Consider the following 18,839-nt stretch of genomic DNA (forward strand, 5'->3'; position numbering starts at 1 on the left):
GTCTATGTTTTCCCTGCGTTCCTTTTGTGCTGCCGCACTGTTTGCGCTCTGCCTGTCTTCCTTCCCGGTGCTCGCCGCCGACCCGCCCAGCAGCGACGCTGTTCAGCAAAGCCTCGACAAGATTGCCGACCGCAAGCTGCCAGACGCCGAGCAAAAGGCACTGCAACAAGTGCTCGAGCAGACACTGGCTTTTCTGGCCAGCAAGAAGGACAGCGAACAGAAACTCGAAGCGCTCAAACAGCAGCTTGCCCAGGCGCCAAAACAGACGTCGGAAAACCAGCGTGAACTGGCCCGCCTGAAAGAAAGCAAAGTGGTGCCCGTGGCCCAGCGTTATGGCGGCCTCGACGTACCGCAGCTGGAGCAACTGCTCAGTCAGCGCAGCACCCAGCAAAGTGATCTGCAGAGCGAACTCAACGACGCCAACAGCCTGGCCATTACCGCGCAAACGCGGCCGGAGCGCGCCCAGACAGAAATCAGCGCCAACCAGACTCGCATCCAGCAGATCAACGCCATCCTCAAGAATGGCAAGGACAACGGCAAGACCCTGAGCGCCGACCAGCGCAATCTGCTCAATGCAGAGCTGGCCTTGATCAACGCCCTCAACCTGCTGCGTCGCCAGGAACTGGCCGGCAACAGCCAATTACAAGACCTGGGCAACAGCCAGCATGACTTGCTGACCGAGAAGGTCGCGCGCCAGGAGCAGGAAATTCAGGACCTGCAGACCCTGATCAACGACAAGCGTCGTGCCCAGTCGCAAAAAACGGTCGCCGACCTGTCCCTGGAAGCGCAGAAGTCCGGCGGCAGCAGCCTGCTGGCCACCGAGAGCGCCGCCAACCTCAAGCTGTCGGACTACCTGTTGCGCGGCACCGATCGCCTCAACGAGCTAACTCAGCAGAACCTCAAGACCAAGCAGCAACTCGACAACCTGACCCAGACCGATCAAGCCCTCAGCGAGCAGATCAATGTGCTGAGCGGCAGCCTGCTGCTGTCCAAGATTCTCTACAAGCAGAAGCAGGCGTTGCCGCATCTGGAGCTGGACAAGGGCCTGGCCGACGAAATCGCCAACATCCGCCTGTATCAGTTCGACATCAACCAGCAACGCGAACAGATGAGCACGCCGACCGCTTACGTCGAGCGGCTGCTCGCTACCCAGCCGCCTGAAAACGTCACCCCGCAACTGCGCCGGACGCTGCTGGACCTGGCCATCACCCGCAGTGACTTGCTGGAGCGCCTCAATCGCGAGCTGAGCGCGTTGCTCAACGAATCCATCACGCTGCAATTGAACCAGAAGCAGCTGACCAGCACCGCTCAGGGGCTGCGCGCCACACTCGACGAGCAAATGTTCTGGATCCCCAGCAACAAGCCGCTGGACGTGGAATGGTTTCAGAATATCTGGCCACGCCTGCAAAAGCAGGTCTCCACCCTGCCCTGGACGTCCAGCCTAAGCGAACTGTCAGACGGCCTGACCCAGCGACCGCTGCTGTTCCTGCCCTTACTGCTGTTGATCGGCATACTGACCTGGAGACGCAAGGCGCTGTACCAGAAGCTCAATCGCCTGCACGCCGATATCGGTCACTTCAAGCGTGACAGTCAATGGAAAACGCCACTGGCGCTGCTGTTCAACGTACTGCTGGCCATGCCCGTCGCACTGGGACTGGCCCTGTGCGGCTACGCCCTGCAGATCGACGCCCGCGGTCAAAACGCCAACCTCGGCGAAGCATTGCTGCAGATCGCCCTCGCCTGGCTGGTGTTCTACACCGCCTATCGCGTACTTGCACCGCAAGGCGTTGCGCAGTTGCACTTCCGCTGGGAGACCGCGCAGGTCGAGTTCCTGCGTGGCTGGGTACGGCGTCTGGGGCTGGTCGTTCTGGCCCTGGTGGCGGTGGTGGCCGTTGCTGAACACCAGCCTGCCGCACTGGCCGACGACGTACTGGGGATCGGCGTAGTTCTGACCTGTTACGCCCTGATGACCTGGCTGCTCGCCCGCCTGCTGATCTCCAGCCCCACGCATCACAATGCCTCACTGTTCCGCAAAACCGTCGGCGTGGTGTTCACGGCATTGCCGGTCGCGCTCTTCCTCGCGGTTTGCTTTGGCTACTATTACACCGCGCTCAAGCTCAGCGACCGCCTGATCGACACCCTGTACCTGATGATGATCTGGCTGATGGTCGAGGCGACGTTCGTCCGTGGCCTGAGCGTGGCCGCCCGGCGTCTGGCCTATCAGCGCGCGCTGGCCAAGCGTCAGGCAGCCAGAGAAAACGGCGACAGCGACATTCCGGTCGAAGAACCCAAGCTGGACATCGAACAGGTCAACCAGCAGTCGCTGCGCCTGATCCGTCTGGCCCTGCTGGCCGGATTCGTCGGCGCGCTGTACCTGGTGTGGGCCGAGCTGATCACGGTTTTCGCCTACCTGGACAACATCATTCTCTACGAATACACCAGTGGCACCGGGGCCAACATGAGCATGGTGCCGATCAGCCTGAGCGACTTCCTCGGTGCGGGGGTGATCATCGTCATCACCTTCGTACTCGCCGGCAACCTGCCCGGCCTGCTGGAAGTGCTGGTGCTGTCACGCATGAACCTCGCGCAGGGCAGTGCCTACGCGACGACCACGCTGCTGTCATACACCATCGCCGGCGTCGGCTTCGTCACCACGCTGTCGACGCTGGGCGTGAGCTGGGACAAATTGCAGTGGCTGGTCGCGGCACTGTCGGTGGGCCTGGGCTTCGGCATGCAGGAAATCTTCGCCAACTTCATTTCCGGCATCATGATCCTCTTCGAACGTCCGGTGCGGATCGGCGACACCATCACCATCGGCGCCCTGTCGGGGACGGTCAGCAAGATCCGCATCCGTGCCACGACCATCACCGACTTCGACCGCAAGGACATCATCGTCCCGAACAAGACGTTCATCACCGGCCAGCTCATCAACTGGTCGCTGACCGACACCGTCACCCGCGTAACCCTCAAGCTGGGCGTGGATTACGGCTCGGACCTGGACCTGGTGCGCTCCCTGCTGCTGCAAGCCGCCCGGGAAAACCCTCGGGTGCTCAAGGAGCCAGAACCGATCGTCTACTTCCTGAACTTCGGCGAAAGCACCCTCGACCACGAACTGCGCATGCACGTACGTGACCTGGGCGACCGCAACCCGGTACTCGACGAGATCAACCGCTTCATCAATCGCGAGTTCAAGAAGCAGCACATCAACATCTCGTTCCGCCAGATGGAGATCTACCTCAAGAACACCCAGGGCCTGGAATACAAACTGGTGCCCGCAGAGCCCGGTGACAAGCACGGCGCACCGGCTGGGCAGACGACCCTGCAACCGGTGAATACCCAAGTGACCCCGGCGACCAAAGATGCGCCCGAGCCGCCTGAGTTGCGGCTGGATTGAGAAGAGTGAAAGTGTGTGTCGACCGGGCTACAGCACGGTCGACACGCTAGCGATTAGCGATTAGCGATTAGCGATTAGCGATTAAATCAGGCCTCAACCCGCCCAATCACCACCTTCGCCTCCAGATACCCCCCAGGCTCCTTGCTGATCTGCACGGTTCCGGCACACGGCGCCAGTATGGATGTTTCCATCTTCATCGCCTCCATGATCGCGATCACCTGTCCCTTCTCTACCGTCGCACCGTCTTCAACCGCCCAGGCATGCAGGTTGCCCGCGACCGGCGTCAGCACTGCGTGCGGGTCCGGGGCGTCGGCCGCTGGCTGGCTGGCGTCAGCCGGGGCGGCAGCGTTCAGGCTCATGCCAGCCAGCAGCGCAGCAGGCAGGCCCAGTTCGTGGCGTTTGCCGTCGATTTCAACGAAGGTACGCAGCACGCCGGGGTCGACCGGTTCTGCGTTGCGCGGGGCGATGGTGACGTGCTCGGCGAAGTCGGTTTCGATCCAGCGGGTGTGGACGGCGAAGGTATTGGCCGCGGTGAAGTCGTCATGGTCCATGACCGCCCGGTGGAACGGCAGCACGGTGGCCACGCCTTCCACCTTGAACTCGGCCAGCGCACGGCGGGCGCGGCTGATAGCCTGTTCGCGGGTTGCGCCGGTGACGATCAGCTTGGCGATCATCGAGTCGAAGTTCGGTGAGACCCTTGAGCCTTCTGCAACGCCGGTGTCCAGGCGCACGCCCGGACCGGACGGCGGCTGAAATAAAGTGATAGACCCCGGCGTCGGCAGAAAGCCGTTGCCCGCGTCCTCAGCGTTGATACGGAATTCGAAGCTATGGCCGCGTGGCACAGGCGTGCCATCGAACGACAGCGGCAGGCCGTCGGCGACGCGAAGTTGTTCGATGACCAGGTCCACGCCGCTGGTTTCTTCCGTCACCGGGTGCTCGACCTGCAAGCGCGTGTTGACCTCCAGGAACGACAGGGTGCCATCGCCGCTGAGCAGGAACTCCACCGTACCGGCACCGACATAGCCCGCTTCGGCGCAGACCGCGCGAGCCGACTCGTGAATGCGCTGGCGCAGTTCGTCATTCAGATAAGGCGCTGGCGCTTCTTCGATCAGCTTCTGGTTGCGACGCTGCAACGAGCAGTCACGGGTGCCGACCACAACCACCCGGCCATGACGATCGGCGATGATCTGCGCTTCGATGTGCCGTGGGCGGTCCAGAAAGCGCTCGACGAAGCACTCGCCACGGCCAAACGCCGAAACCGCTTCACGCACCGCAGACTCGTACAGCTCGCTGACTTCATCGAGCTTCCAGGCAACTTTCAGGCCGCGACCACCGCCGCCAAAGGCTGCCTTGATGGCAATCGGCAGGCCGTGCTGCTCGGCAAACGCGACCACCTCGGAGGCATCGTTTACCGGGTCTTCCGTACCGGCCACCAGCGGTGCGCCAACTTTCAGGGCAATGCGCCGGGCCTGGACCTTGTCGCCCAGTGCGTCGATGGTCGCAGGATCGGGACCGATCCAGATCAGACCGGCGTCGATCACCGCGCGGGCGAATTCGGCGCGCTCCGAGAGGAAGCCGTAGCCCGGATGAACCGCATCGGCACCGGCGCGCGCGGCAACCGCCAGCAGCTTTTCGATGTTCAGGTAGGTGTCGGTCGGGCGCTCACCCTGCAGGCCATAGGCTTCATCGGCCTGACGCACGTGCAGCGCGTCGATATCGGCATCGGCGTACACCGCCACCGAGGCGACTCCGTAGTCACGGCAGGCACGGGCAATACGAACGGCAATTTCGCCACGATTGGCAATCAGAACCTTTTTCATCTGTTCTTGGTCTCGTCTGAAGTGGCGGGGCGCACTGGCTCGAAGGCGCTCAGCGGGTTGAAGCGAATGCGGGCATTGACCGGAATCTGCCCGGCCTTGTCCAGGTGGTAGGTGGCAACTGCGCCGATGACCGGGTAACCGCCGGTCAACGGGTGATCGGCCAGAAACAGCACCGGCTGGCCACTGGGCGGCACCTGAATGGCGCCGACCGTGGTGCCCTCGCTGGGCAACTCGCCATCGACGGCACGTTGCAGCGATTGCTCGCCTGCCAGGCGAATGCCGATACGGTTGGATTGCGGCGTTACCAGCCAGGTCTGTTGCGCCAGCAGTTGCTGGGCTTCGGCGCTGAACCAGTCACTGCGCGGGCCCATGACCACATCCAGGGTGATGACCTGATCGGCACGCGGCATTTCGAAGGCAGGCTGTTCACTGACCGACACGGCCGATCCACCGGACCTGCGTTGAAAACCAAGTCGATCACCCGCCGCCAGCGGCGCAGGTCCGACCTGGGCCAGCGTGTCGGTGGACAGGCTGCCAAGCACCGGTTCATGAATGAAACCGCCACGAACCGCCAGATAATTGCGCAGGCCGGCGCTGGGCGAACCGATGCTCACCTGATCGCCGCTCTGCAAAGCCAGCGGTGCATACAAGGGCGCCTGCAACTTTTGCCCTTCGGCGGTCTGCACTTCGACGCGGGCCTGAGCACCGGTAATCGCCACAACGGTCTGCCCCTGACAGGTGAAGGTCAGGCCGCCCATGAGAATTTCCAGACACGCCGTCGCCGGATCGTTACCCACCGCGCGGTTGGCAGCGCGCAAGGCGCCGCGATCCAGCGCGCCCGATGCGGACACACCCTGCCCCGCCCGACCGGGACGCCCCAGGTCCTGAAACAGGGTTTGCAGACCTGGCGTCTCGATCTGCAGATAGTCTTCGCTGACCGTCGTCGCCTGCGGTCGGACAGGTGCAGCAACCTGCACACGGGTCTCCGGGAGCGGACCAGCATCCTGGAAACGCACGCGGTAGCCAGGCTGGAGCAAGGCGGGCTCGTCGCGGCCCAGATCCCACATGGTTGAGGTGGTCACCCCGATAATCTGCCAGCCGCCGGGGCTGGCCTGTGGATAAATGCCACTGAAACCACCGGCCAGCGCCACGGCGCCAGCCGGAATACGCGTGCGCGGCGTGCTGCGCCGTGGCACCACGAACCCGGCACCGCCGCTGAGGTAGGCAAAACCGGGTGCAAAGCCGCAGAAGGCAACGTTGTAGTCGCTGCCGGTATGGCGCTTGATCACTTCCTCGACGCTGATGTCCAGCTCGCGGGCGACATCGGCCAGGTCTTCGCCGTTGTAATGCACAGGTATTTCGATCAGCTTGCCCGCCTCGCGTGCCTTGCCACGAATGTCGCGCGAGGCGATCTGTGTGGCGAGCGCTTCGAAACCGATGGCTGACGGACGAAAGTGCACCAGCAAGGTTCGGGCGGCCGGGACGATTTCCTCGACGCCAGCGATGGGCATCTGCTGTAACGATTCGAACAGGGCCAGGGTCTCGTCCAGATTCGACAGTTCAACCAGGAGTGCATCCAGGTTGGCCGGGTAGAAACGCATGAGCCTCTCCTATACGTGGTAGTAGCTGTCCGGAATATCGGTAATGAACATGTGGCCCGGCGCGTGGGAAACCGCAAACGGCACACGGGACGCCATGACTACTGCCTGCGGGGTCACACCGCAGGCCCAGAACACCGGAATCTCGCCGGGCCTGATCGTCACCGCATCACCAAAATCAGGGCTCGCCAGGTCGGTGATGCCGAGCAGTCCAGGCTCGCCGACATGTACCGGCGCGCCGTGCACACCGGGGTAGCGACCGGTGATGCGCGCCGCTTCGGCAACCCGGTCCGCGGCGATCGGGCGCATCGACACCACCATGTTGCCCTGCAGGCGTCCGGCCGGGCGGCAGACGCGGTTGCTGCGGTACATCGGCACATTGCAGCCTTCGCTGATGTGGCGCACATCGATGCCGGCGTGCATCAGGTCGGTTTCGAAGGTGAAACTGCAGCCAATCAGAAAGCTGACCAGATCAGTGTGCTGCGCCCAGATGTGGCTCACGTCACTCAGTTCTTCGGCCAGTTGCCCGTCGCGCCAGACCCGGTACAGCGGCAGGTCGGTGCGCAGATCAGCCTGCTCGGCCAACAGCGTGGTGTGGCTGCCGGGCTCGGTCACATCCAGCACCGGGCAGGCTTGCGGGTTACGCTGCGCGAACAGCAGAAAGTCATACGCCCATTCACGTGGCAGCGTGATCATGTTGCACTGGGTCAGACCGGGCGCCTGGCCAGCGGTCGGCGCGACGAATCCCTGGCGATAACGGGCACGGGCGGCGCTGGCTGCCTCGCGGGCGAGTTGCAGTGAATTCATGATCAGCCTCGATTGAATGCGCGGACAGTGACGCCTGCGTCGTGCAAACGGTCTTTCAGAATACGCGCGATGTTCACCGCGCCCGGACTGTCGCCATGCACGCAGATCGAATCGGCCTGCAGGCTGATTTCGCGGCCATCTTCAGCCTCGATGACGCCTTCGCGCACCAGGCGCAGCATGCGCTCGGCGATCCGTTCGGCGTCGTGCAGCACGGCACCGGGCCGCGAGCGCGAGACCAGCGTGCCTTCAGCGGTATAGGCGCGGTCGGCGAATGCTTCGGCAACGCAGGAAAGCCCGGCTTCGCGTGCCCAGTCGAGCAGCGGCGAGTTGGCCAGGCACACCAGCTTCAGCGCGGGATCAATGCGCAGCAGCGCCTGAATGACCGCCGCGGCCTGACGCTGATCACCGGCAATGGTGTTGTACAGCGCGCCGTGAGGCTTGACGTAGCTCACGCTCGTCCCGGCGCTGCGAGCCAGGCCCTGCAGTGCGCCGATCTGATAAATGACATCGGCGGTCAGCTGGTCGCTCGGGATGTCCATGTTGCGGCGGCCGAACCCTACCAGGTCCGGGTAGGCCACATGCGCGCCGATGGCAACGCCCCGTGCCGCAGCGGCCTCGAGGGTGCGCAGGATCCCGGCCGGGTCACCGGCATGGAAACCGCAGGCCACGTTGGCGCTGCTGACCACATCGAGAATCGCCTCGTCATCGCCCATGCTCCAGGCGCCGAAGCTTTCACCGAGGTCACTGTTGAGGTCTATCGCAGGCATTTTTTGTTCTCCGAAATCAGGCTGCATTGATGAAGGCAAAGATGGGACCGACTGATTTGAACGCCATGTACCACGACAGCAGACAGGTCAGCACGCCCAGCACTAATAGCCAGCGCGGGTAGTGGTAGCCGTCCATCATGTCGGACCGGCGCCAGCCGACGTACATGAAAATGCTCAGGCCCAGTGGCAAGATCAAGCCGTTGAAGCCCCCGGCAAAGACCAGCAGCGCGGCCGGTGGTTTGCCCCACATGACGTATACGACCACGGTGATCAGGATAAAGCCGACAGTCGCGAGGTTGCGCGCGCGTTCGGTGATGCGCTTGGAAAACACGGTGATGAACGACATCGACGTATAGGACGCGCCGATCACGCTGCTGATGCCGGCCGCCCAGAGCACCAGGCCGAACATGATCAGGCCGAAGTTGCCAGCGGCAGCGGTGAACGCCTGGGCCGCAGGGTTTGCGCCCTTGCCGGACACATCGATGACGACGCCGCTGGCGACCACGCCGAGGATCGCCAGAAACAGTATGTAACGAACAACCCCGGTGACCAGAATACCGGTCAGCGCCGCCTTGGACACCACATCGATGTTCTCGACCCCGACGGTGCCGCGATCCAGCAATCGGTGAGCACCGGCGTAAGTGATATAGCCGCCGACCGTGCCACCGACAATGGTAGTGATGGCCGCGAAATCGACCATGTCCGGCAGGATGGTCTGGCGCAGCGCTTCACCCAGCGGCGGGTGCGAGGCAAAGGCAGCGAACAGAATCAGGCAGACCTTCAGGGTGCCCAGCACCATCATGATGCGGTCCATGGCGATGCCGGCGCGGTGCGACGAGAAGATCGCAATGGCGATCAGCGCGCTCAAGGCGCCACCCCATTTGGGGTCAAGACCGGTCAACGCATTCAAACCCAGGCCCGCACCGGCGATGTTGCCCAGACTGAACACCAGGCCGCCGAAGATGACCAGTACCGCGAGCAGATAACCGCTGCCCGGAATCGCCGCGTTGGCCAGATCGGCCGCGCGCATTTTGGTCAACGTGACGATGCGCCAAACATTCAGCTGCACCACGAAGTCGATCAGGATCGAGGCCAGGATGCCGAAAGCGAACGCTGCCCCCAGCGTCGCAGTAAACGTAGCTGTCTGGGTCAGAAAGCCAGGACCGATGGCAGACGTCGCCATCATGAAGATCGCGGCGATCAAAGAGGCGCGGCGCGCCTTGGTGAACTCATTGGCAGTCTGTGTCACGGCGGCATTCCTGAGGTGAGAGGTATTCTGCCAGAGCAATGACCATGCCAAAGGTCATTCAAGTACGCCAACTTGTAGATACATAACGATAATATTGTTGAACAATACATGCGATATGAATCAACCATATGCACCATGTTGTTACGCAGGGACTCAGGTGTGCTACCTGATGATGCATCTGCTGACCTTCGTCCTTGCCAGCCAATGAGCTGTCGTGGAATATCGACCTGGCTTTTCTTTCTCTGGACCCTTTATGAACGACGCTGCCTCTGCCCTCCCTCGCACCCTCGGAGAATCGATCACCACTGAGCTTCGCAGAATGCTGGTCGAGGGCGAGCTGGTACCTGGTCAGCGCCTCTCGGAAGCCGCTCTCGCCGAGAGTCTGGATATTTCCCGTAACACCCTGAGAGAAGCCTTCAGAGTGTTGACCCGCGAAGGGCTGCTGACCCACGAGCCCAATCGCGGGGTCACCGTGGCCAAGCCTGATATGGCTTCGATCATCGATATCTACCGCATTCGACGCTTCATCGAATGTGGAGCGATTGCCCAGGCTTATCCACAGCATCCCGGTGTGCTGCACATGCGCAATGCGGTCGAGGCCGGCGTGCAGGCGCGTCAAGCGAAGGACTGGATTGTCGTGGGCACCGCCAACATGATGTTTCACAAGGCCATCGTCGAGCTGTCCGACAGCCCGCGACTGGTGGCGTTTTATGCGCAGATATCGGCAGAGTTGCGGCTGGCCTTCGGCTTGCTCAACAATCCGGAGCTGCTGCATTCGCCTTATCTGGACATGAATGCTGCGGTACTCGGGCGCCTGGACGCGGGCAAGACCGATGAGGCGACGCGCATGCTCGAGGATTATCTGGTGCAATCGGAACGAACGATTCTGGCCGCCTTCGAGCGAAGCCGGAACCGGTAGTCCGGGCGCAGGCCCGATCACCAGAACTACCACCCAGGGACCCGGTCTACGGGTTCTGACCGTTGCAACACGCCCGACGAGCCAGGCAGGCCGCCGCTTCGTTGAAAGCCTGAAATTCCCCTCTGGAGGCGATACGCTTTGAAAGCACTCGACGAACTCATTTTCGACAACCGCTTTGCCCGTCTGGGCGATGCGTTTTCTACTTCCGTGCTGCCTGAGCCCATTGATGCGCCGCAGCTTGTGGTTGCCAGCCAGTCAGCACTGGCACTGCTGGACCTGGCGCCTGGACAGGCCGATCTGCCGTTGTTCGCGGAAATCTTCAGCGGCCACAAGCTGTGGTCCGAGGCAGAACCGCGGGCGATGGTGTATTCCGGGCATCAGTTTGGCTCCTACAACCCGCGCCTGGGCGACGGTCGCGGGCTGTTGCTCGGCGAGGTGTACAACGACGCCGGCGAGCACTGGGACCTGCACCTCAAGGGCGCCGGCCGAACGCCGTACTCACGGATGGGTGACGGGCGTGCCGTACTGCGCTCGTCGATCCGCGAGTTTCTGGCCTCCGAAGCCCTGCACGCACTGGGCATCCCCAGCAGCCGCGCGGGGTGCGTGGTCAGCTCCAGCACGCCGGTATGGCGCGAAACCCAGGAACATGCCGCCATGGTGCTGCGTCTGGCGCAAAGTCATGTGCGCTTCGGCAGTCTGGAATACTTCTTCTACACCAAGCAGCCAGAGCAGTTGAAGACCCTCGCCGAGCATGTGCTGACGATGCATTACCCGCACTGTCAGGAGCAGCCGGAGCGGTATCTGGCGATGTTCCGGGAAATCGTCGAGCGCAACGCCGAGCTGATTGCCAAGTGGCAGGCCTACGGCTTCTGCCATGGTGTGATGAACACCGACAACATGTCGATTCTGGGCATTACCTTCGATTTCGGACCGTTCGCGTTTCTGGACGATTTCGATGAGCATTTCATCTGCAACCATTCCGATCATGAAGGTCGCTACTCCTTCAGCAATCAGGTGCCTATCGCGCAATGGAACCTCAGCGCGCTGGCACAGGCGCTGACCCCGTTCATCAGCGTGGAAGCGTTGCGTGAGGCCATCGGTTTGTTCCTGCCGCTGTATCAGGCCCACTACCTGGACCTGATGCGCCGCCGACTGGGCCTGACCGTTGCTCAGGAGCAGGATGAACAACTGGTCAGCCAGTTGCTGAAATTGATGCAGAACAGCGGCGTGGATTACACCCTGTTCTTCCGCCGCCTGGGTGATCAGCCAGCCGCCGAGGCGTTGCGCACGTTGCGTGACGACTTTGTCGATATCAAGGGCTTCGATGGCTGGGCGCAAGCGTATCAAGCGCGTATTGCCCTTGAGGACAACGGCACCGAGCAGGAGCGTCAGACCCGCATGCATGCAGTCAATCCGCTGTACATCCTGCGCAACTACCTGGCGCAGAACGCCATCGCTGCTGCGGAAAAAGGCGACTACGAAGAAGTCCGCCGCCTGCATCAGGTGCTCTGCACCCCCTTCACCGAACAGCCCGGCATGCAAGGCTACGCCCAACGCCCGCCGGACTGGGGCAAGCACCTGGAAATCAGCTGTTCGTCGTGAGGCTTTGATTCCCTATCGTGCCCATGCTCAGCGTGCTCCGCGTCCTGCCTTGAGTGTGCGGCGCGGCGCAGATCTGTGACGCGGAGCGTCACGCACGGCATTCCCACGCTGTGCGTGAGGAACGATCATCACCCTATCGTGCGGCGCTACGCGTCGCATGCCGTTCTGGACGCTCCGCGTCCTCTTTAACTATGACAGCCCTGCATCCACCAACCATTGTTCCAGCCCTTCGAGGTCGGGAATGCGGGCTACGGTTTCGCCGATCTGTACGGCGGCCAGTTCCAGTTCGGCCAGCGGGACGTCGACGTAGCTCAACTGGCTGTCGACCTTGCACGAGCGCGGGATGCCCTGAGTCAGCAGGGCGATGAATCTGACATCGTTGCGTCCGCCCAGCGCGTTGAGCACCACGATCCGGGCTCGACCGCCAACGCGGGTGCGGCCTCCGCAGGCAGCTTCGAAGCTGAGCAGTGGCAAGGTCAGTTCGCGCCAGCTGATCGGCCCGAGGTACCACTCAGGGGCATCCGGCTCTGCGCTGCAATCCTGATAATCGATCAACTCGGCGACCGCGACATTGGGCAGCAGCAGATGCCGGTCACTCAACGGCACCAGCAAGCCGGTCAGGCTGGTCAGACGGCTTGTCTGAAACGTGCCTTCAGACATGTGCCTGGCTCCAGTAAGCGATGCTCTCCAGCAATATGGTTTCCTGATACGGCTTGCTCAGGTACTCGTTGACGCCCACCGCCATCGCCCGATCGCGATGCTTCTGGCCCGAGCGGGAGGTGATCATGATGATAGGCAATTCCTTGAGCTGTTCGTCCTGGCGGATCTGGCTGGCGACTTCAAAGCCGTCCATGCGCGGCATTTCGATATCGAGCAGCATGATGTCAGGCGTGTGCTCCTGCAACAGGGTCATGGCATCGACACCGTCCTTGGCGGTCAGCACGTGCATGCCGTGGCGTTCCAGCAAGCGGCTGGTAACTTTGCGCACCGTCACCGAATCGTCCACTACCATCACCAACAGCGGTCTGGCGTGCTCGGCTTCGTGGTAGGCAGGCGCCATGCCTCCTCTGAAAGGCAAGCCCTGCAAGGTACGAATCTTCGCCATCAGATCAAGAATCAGCACCACTTGCCCGTCACCCAGGATGGTCGCACCGGAAATGCCCTGCACCCTGGAGAACTGCGGGCCGAGGCTCTTGACCACGATCTCGCGCGAGCCTGCCAGCGCATCGACCTGCACCGCCACCCACTGATCCTGCAGATGCACCAGCAACACCGGCAGCGGCTGCAATTGCCCGGCCAGCCGGGGCGGACTGCTGCCCAGCAACTCGCCCAGATAGCGCAACTCGTAACTGCGCCCACCATATTGATAGCGCGGCGGGGTGGTCTGGTAATAGCCGTCCAGTTCATTGGCCATGACGCGCACGATGCCATCGACGGTATTGAGCGGCACCGCATACTGTTCTTCGCCGCACGTCACCATCAACGCCCGGTTGACCGACACCGAAATCGGCAGTCGAATACGGAAGCGCGTGCCCTGGCCCGGTACCGAGTCGATGACCATCGAACCGCCCAGTTGCTTGACCTCGGCGTGCACCACATCCATGCCCACGCCACGGCCGGAAATCTGGGTGATGATCTCGCTGGTGGAAAAACCCGCCTGCAGGATGAACGGCAGCACTTCATGGTCGGACAGATCGGCATCCGGATGGATCATGCCGCGCTTGATGGCTTTGCGGCGTACCGCTGCGAGGTCAACGCCCGAGCCGTCATCGCTCAGTTCGATGACCATATCGCCGCCTTCGTACATCAGCTCAAGACTGATATGGCCCTGTTCCGGCTTGCCGGCAGCGATGCGTTTTTCGGTGCTTTCAAGCCCGTGATCGACGGCATTGCGCAGCATGTGCTCCAGTGGCGCGACCATTCGTTCCAGCACGTTGCGGTCCATTTCACCGTCGGCGTTGCCCACTTCGAAATGGACTTTCTTGTGCAGTTCCGAGGCCACCTGGCGCACCACGCGACGCAGGCGCGGCACCAATCGTTCGAACGGCACCATGCGCGTACGCATCAGGCCTTCCTGAAGCTGGGTGTTGACCCTGGCCTGTTGCGACAGCAGCGTTTCCGCGTCGCGTGCACGCGCGCCGAGGGTTTCCTTGAGGTCCATCAGGTCGGACGCCGATTCGAACAAAGCGCGCGACAACTGCTGCAACTGGGAATGGCGGTCCATTTCCAGCGGGTCGAACTCTTCATAGCCCAGCCGCTCGGCCTGAACCTGCTCACGGCTGAGAATGCGCCCCTGGGTTTCCATATCAAGACGACGCAACTGATCGCGCATCCGCTCGATGGTGGTTTCCATCTCTACCAGGGCGATCTGTGAATCAATAATCTGCTGTTCAATACGTCCACGGAAGATGGAGGTTTCGCCGGCCAGGTTGACCAGGTCTTCCAGTTGCTCGGCAGGCACCTTGACCATTTCCGGACCACTGCGCTCGACCTCGCCCTCGGCGACCGGGGCCACGGCGACCACCGACTCCGGATGGACCTCCAGGCCCTGCGCAGCCAGCACTGCGCCCGACGGCTCGTCGGTGGCCAGTCTGCGAATGCTCTCAATCAGCAAGGTCGCGTCAGGCAGCGGCTTGTCACTGCGCACGGCATCGAGCATGTCGGCCAGCACATCCTGGCCGCTCTGCAACAGCCCCATCATCAACGGCGCAGGCTGCAGGCTGCCGGCGGAAAGCCCCTCGTAAAGCGTCTCCAGCTCGTGGGCGAGGTCGCCTATCGGAGCAATTTCCACCATCCGCGCGCCGCCCTTGAGGGTGTGCAGGTCGCGCAGCAGGTTTTCAACTTCCAGCATGTTGTGCGGATCGGCCTGCCAGCGCGCCAATGCCGCGCCCGAGCTTTCCATGATGTCGAAACCTTCCTCGAGGAAGACTTCACGCAGCTCGGTGTCATGCTCTGGAGGATCTTCACTGGCGGCAGGCGAGTCCTGCGCCTCAGGCCCGGCGTTCTCGAGCGTGCGGCAGCTGCGCAGCGCCTCGATCAAGGCCGAAGGGTCGCTGAGCGCTTCCTGCCGATACAGCTGCTCAAGCAGAATGGCCAGATGGTCGTGGCTCTCGTGCAGCAGCTCGGCCAGCGTCGGCGAATGGTTGAAGCGCCGGTCGATCAATCCCTCGTAGAGGTTTTCCAGTTCGTGGGCCAGGTCGCCCACCTCGGCCACCTCAGCCATCCGCGCACCGCCCTTGAGGGTGTGCAGGTCGCGCTGCAAGGAGGCCAGCGGCGCAGGGTTTTCCGGATCGGCCAGCCAACGCTGCAAGGCTTGGCCGGCGCTGTCGAGGATATCGACGGCCTCTTCCAGAAATATCTCGACGATTTCGTCGTCCGGCCCGGCAACTTCAGTCTCAGTGTGCCCGGCCTCGCTGGCCAGCTGCGCGGTGGCGGCGTTGAGCTCGGTAACGCTCAAGGTGCGGTGGCCGTCGCTCTTGACCAGCCCGGTCGCCGAAGGGTCAAGCGCCTGATCCAGCAACTGGTTCAAGGCACGCACGCATTCGGGACGTGGCTCGACATCCTGACCAGCGGCCACCTGATCAAGCATGTTGATCAGCGCTTCGTGAGCATTTTCTGCCACATCGAAAAAGCGCTCGCTGACTGCCAGACTGCTTTCCTCGACCGCGCCGTAGAGGTCGAGCAAGGCTTCGCACAGCTCATCGACCTGCGGCAGGTCGGCCAGATGCGCGCCATGACCGAGGGTGGTCAGCTCGTCGAGCAGCGCGCTCAGTTCCTGGCGTTCGCCGGGGTGCTGCCGCCAGCCCCGCAGCAGGTTTTCCGCATCCAGCACGATGTCCATGCCTTCGGCCAGAAAACCGGCGAGCAGCGTGGGGTTGCGCTTGATACGCAGGCCGCTGTCCGACTCGCGCAGCACCACGGTGAGGCGGTCGTTGAGCATCGCCAGGGCAGCCTCGATCAGCGGCGCGGCGCCCGGAATATCGGCCAGCGGCGTGCTGTCCAGTTGTTCGAGGCCCTTGTGCAGCAACGGTTCGGCGCTGCGCAGCAGGACGAGCTCCGGTGAACCGATATCGATCAGGTTGGCCTTGTATTCACGCACTAACTGGTCGAGCGGGCTGGCCAGTTCGGCAATCGGCAGCACCCCGGCCATGTGCGCGCTGCCCTTGAGCGTATGCAACGCACGCAGCACCGCGTCGCTGATCGCCGGCGACGCTGATTGTTCGGCATTGTCGAGGAAGCGGCCGAGGGTATTCAGATGGCCGAGCGCTTCCTGACGGAAAATCTCCAGCAACTGTGGATCGAGCGGTTCGTCGGCAACAGGTTTGCCTGGCGCAGGATCATCCACGGCCGGCAGCGTCGGTGGCTCGCGCCCATTGGCCAACGCATGGGCGCGAGCCGCCAACAGGTCGACATCGTCGCGCTGGCACTGCGCATCTTCGGCAAAATCGCGGATAACCGACGGCAGCAGCGTCTGCACTTCACTCATCAGTTGCTGCACTTCCAGGCCCGGCAGCACATCGCCTTCCAGCACCCGGTTGAGCAGGTTTTCCACCGACCAGGCCAGTTCGCTGAGGATCAGCGCACGCACCATCCGGCCGCTGCCCTTGAGGGTATGAAACGCACGACGCACTTCGGTCAGCGCCGTACTGTCCCAATGGCCGTCGCGGCCGAGCGAGGCGAACCAGCGCGGCAGGTACTCGCGCAGCGCGTCGAGCACCTCGTCGGCCTCTTCGAGAAACACATCGCGCAACTCGTCGTCCACCGCCTCTTCCCCGGCCGAGGGCGGCAACAGGCTGGTGGGGACGTTACGGGCGGGCGGGTTAACGGCCGAGACCGGGCTGGCGAGGACCTGGGCAATGGTTTGCGTGGGGCTGACCAGCGCCTTGCGGTCATCCAGTTCCAGCAACTCGTCCTGAGTGATGATTTCTTCGAGCAACGGCACTTCGAGGGTGTCCGCAGCAGGCGTATAGCCCAGCCGTGCCAGGCTTTGCTGGGCCATGTCGAGCACCTGGTCGCCCGGCGCCTGATGATCTTCGAGCATGCGCTCCAGGTAATACTCGATGCCAGTGATGGTGTCGGCCAGGCAATCGAGCTGAACCCAGGTGGGACGGGTTTCGTCCACCAGCAGGTGTTCCTGAATGTATTCGTTGCAGGCGGCCAGCAGGCTGGCCGCACGGGCCAGCGGGATCATGGCCAGCGCACCACGAACCTGCACGATCAGCGCGCACAGCGGATCGAGCCGCTGCCGGTCCCACTCGCCGTCGATGTAATCGAGGATCACATCCTTGGCCTGCTGCAACACGGTGCGGGCTTCGCGAATCACCAGTTGATGAATCTGCGTCAGGTCGGTGGTCGGCAGGCGGCTTTCTTCGCGGCTGACCTGCTCGTGGCTCCCGGCCATGCCGGCAAGGGTCGATTCGACGTAGAGCAAGGCACCCGCCACATCCATCAGCGCAGCGTCGCTGGGCTCGCGCTGCCCCTGGGCCAGACCGAGGACCACAGACAACTGATCGATGATCACCTTGCGCGGCTGGCCGAAACCCAGCACCGCCAGGGTATCGGCAATCTGCCGCAACGGCGGCAGCAACGCGTTCAGCTCGCTGACATGCTGACGGTCGCCGCGCACGAACACGTCGAGCCGTTCCTTGACCCTGACCAGCCCTTCGCACAAGGCCACGATCACCGAACGCATGGCGTCACGGTCCGGACCGGCCATGCGGGCGCGCTCCTCGTTGACCACGTCGTTGCCGGGCAAGGCATCGGCCAGCGCGTACTGGTCCTTGAGGTCGAGCATCTTCGGCGCCAGGCTGTCGGACTTGGCGATATAGAACAGCAGGCTTTTCAACAGCTCTTCGGGGGCGGGCTGATTGATGCCGGTGACGCCCTGCTCGGCCAGCCGCTTGAGTTCCTTGTCGGCGTCCTTCAACAGGCTGCGCAGCGCCGGGCTGTTGGTGAAGTTGCCGTTGAGCATGGTTTCAACCAGGGCCGAGGCGATCCGCCAGAGCGCACCGAGCGGCGCGTCTTCGCACAACTGCTCAAGCCGGGCAAACACCTTGGCCATGTAACCGAGCTGGGTCTGCACGCCCTGCTCGCGCATCAGGCCGGCCAGCGCCGCCTGCAGGGTCTGGCGCAGCTTGCGCAGCAGGTTGGGCAATTCCGGGGTATTGCGCCGCGCCAGCTCTTCGTCATCAAGCGCCGGCACGACGACCAGCTGCGGGGCGAACAGGCTGGTTTCCGAGAGCAGACTTTCGCCCCGCGCGCTGCGCAGGTCATTGAGCAGTGGCAAGACCACCAGCGGCAGGTCGCGGCGCGCGGAATGAATGCGCTCCAGGTAAACCGGCAACTGACTCATGGCCTGGATCAGCAGTTGCTCGGACTCGATCGGATGGCTGACACGGTTCTGCTGGACCGCCAGCGCCAGTTGCTCGATTTCCTCGGCCAGCAACGCGGCGCCATAGAACTCGATCATCTGCAGACTGCCGTGAACCTGATGCACCAGGTTCAGGCACTCGGCCATCGCCGCAGCATTGGCCGGGTCTTCGATGAACAGGTCCAGCGCCTGACGGGCCTGGCGCAGCGTTTCGGCGATCTCGCCCTTCAGCCACTCAAGAGCAACGTAATCGTGACGATCAGCCATGACGAGTACCGTCCGTTACCCAATCAAGGTTGTTCATGAGCGGCAC

10 protein-coding genes are annotated in these 18,839 nt (G+C 62.8%); 3 read left to right on the forward strand and 7 right to left on the reverse strand.

Annotated features, from left to right (window positions below):
• The first annotated feature begins 4 nt into the window (after positions 1–4).
• A complete protein-coding gene (mscK, locus tag JOE29_RS22125; protein ID WP_210080032.1) occupies positions 5–3,394 on the forward strand; it encodes a mechanosensitive channel MscK in 3,390 nt (1,129 codons plus the stop codon).
• An 86-nt stretch (positions 3,395–3,480) separates the two neighbouring features.
• Here mscK and JOE29_RS22130 read toward each other — a convergent pair whose 3' ends face one another.
• From JOE29_RS22130 to JOE29_RS22150, 5 genes are read right to left on the reverse strand one after another with little or no spacing between them, the layout of a single operon-like run.
• A complete protein-coding gene (locus JOE29_RS22130) occupies positions 3,481–5,214 on the reverse strand; it encodes a biotin carboxylase N-terminal domain-containing protein (RefSeq protein WP_044312585.1) in 1,734 nt (577 codons plus the stop codon).
• Positions 5,211–6,815 (reverse strand): 5-oxoprolinase/urea amidolyase family protein, encoded by a 1,605-nt coding sequence (locus tag JOE29_RS22135; RefSeq protein ID WP_210079867.1) that lies wholly within the window; start codon positions 6,813–6,815, stop codon positions 5,211–5,213. The genes JOE29_RS22130 and JOE29_RS22135 overlap by 4 nt, the downstream gene beginning before the upstream one ends.
• Before the next feature lie 9 nt (positions 6,816–6,824).
• Positions 6,825–7,619, reverse strand: a complete 795-nt coding sequence (locus JOE29_RS22140; RefSeq protein WP_074954017.1) for a putative hydro-lyase — start codon at positions 7,617–7,619, stop codon at positions 6,825–6,827.
• A 2-nt stretch (positions 7,620–7,621) separates the two neighbouring features.
• Complete coding sequence (locus tag JOE29_RS22145) at positions 7,622–8,386, reverse strand: 5-oxoprolinase subunit PxpA (protein WP_003422431.1); 765 nt, start codon at positions 8,384–8,386, stop codon at positions 7,622–7,624.
• A gap of 16 nt (positions 8,387–8,402) precedes the next feature.
• Complete coding sequence (locus JOE29_RS22150) at positions 8,403–9,635, reverse strand: NRAMP family divalent metal transporter (RefSeq protein WP_003345192.1); 1,233 nt, start codon at positions 9,633–9,635, stop codon at positions 8,403–8,405.
• Between the two features lie 253 nt (positions 9,636–9,888).
• Between JOE29_RS22150 and JOE29_RS22155 the strand changes: the two genes are divergently transcribed.
• Positions 9,889–10,554 carry a GntR family transcriptional regulator gene (locus JOE29_RS22155; RefSeq protein ID WP_103694232.1) on the forward strand — a complete coding sequence of 222 codons (666 nt, stop codon included), beginning with the start codon at positions 9,889–9,891 and terminating at the stop codon, positions 10,552–10,554.
• Positions 10,555–10,692: 138 nt separating this feature from the next.
• On the forward strand, positions 10,693–12,156 hold the full coding sequence (gene selO, locus JOE29_RS22160) for a protein adenylyltransferase SelO (protein ID WP_210079868.1): 1,464 nt from the start codon (positions 10,693–10,695) through the stop codon (positions 12,154–12,156).
• 189 nt (positions 12,157–12,345) lie between these two features.
• On the opposite strand, the gene JOE29_RS22165 is transcribed toward selO, so the two are convergent.
• Positions 12,346–12,816 (reverse strand): chemotaxis protein CheW, encoded by a 471-nt coding sequence (locus tag JOE29_RS22165; RefSeq protein ID WP_003392217.1) that lies wholly within the window; start codon positions 12,814–12,816, stop codon positions 12,346–12,348.
• On the reverse strand, positions 12,809–18,793 hold the full coding sequence (locus JOE29_RS22170) for an Hpt domain-containing protein (RefSeq protein ID WP_210079869.1): 5,985 nt from the start codon (positions 18,791–18,793) through the stop codon (positions 12,809–12,811). Before JOE29_RS22170 ends, JOE29_RS22165 begins: the two co-directional genes overlap by 8 nt.
• Positions 18,794–18,839: the final 46 nt, after the last annotated feature.

Origin of the sequence: Pseudomonas sp. PvP009, assembly GCF_017832995.1 — a bacterium.
Lineage (GTDB): Bacteria > Pseudomonadota > Gammaproteobacteria > Pseudomonadales > Pseudomonadaceae > Aquipseudomonas > Aquipseudomonas syringae.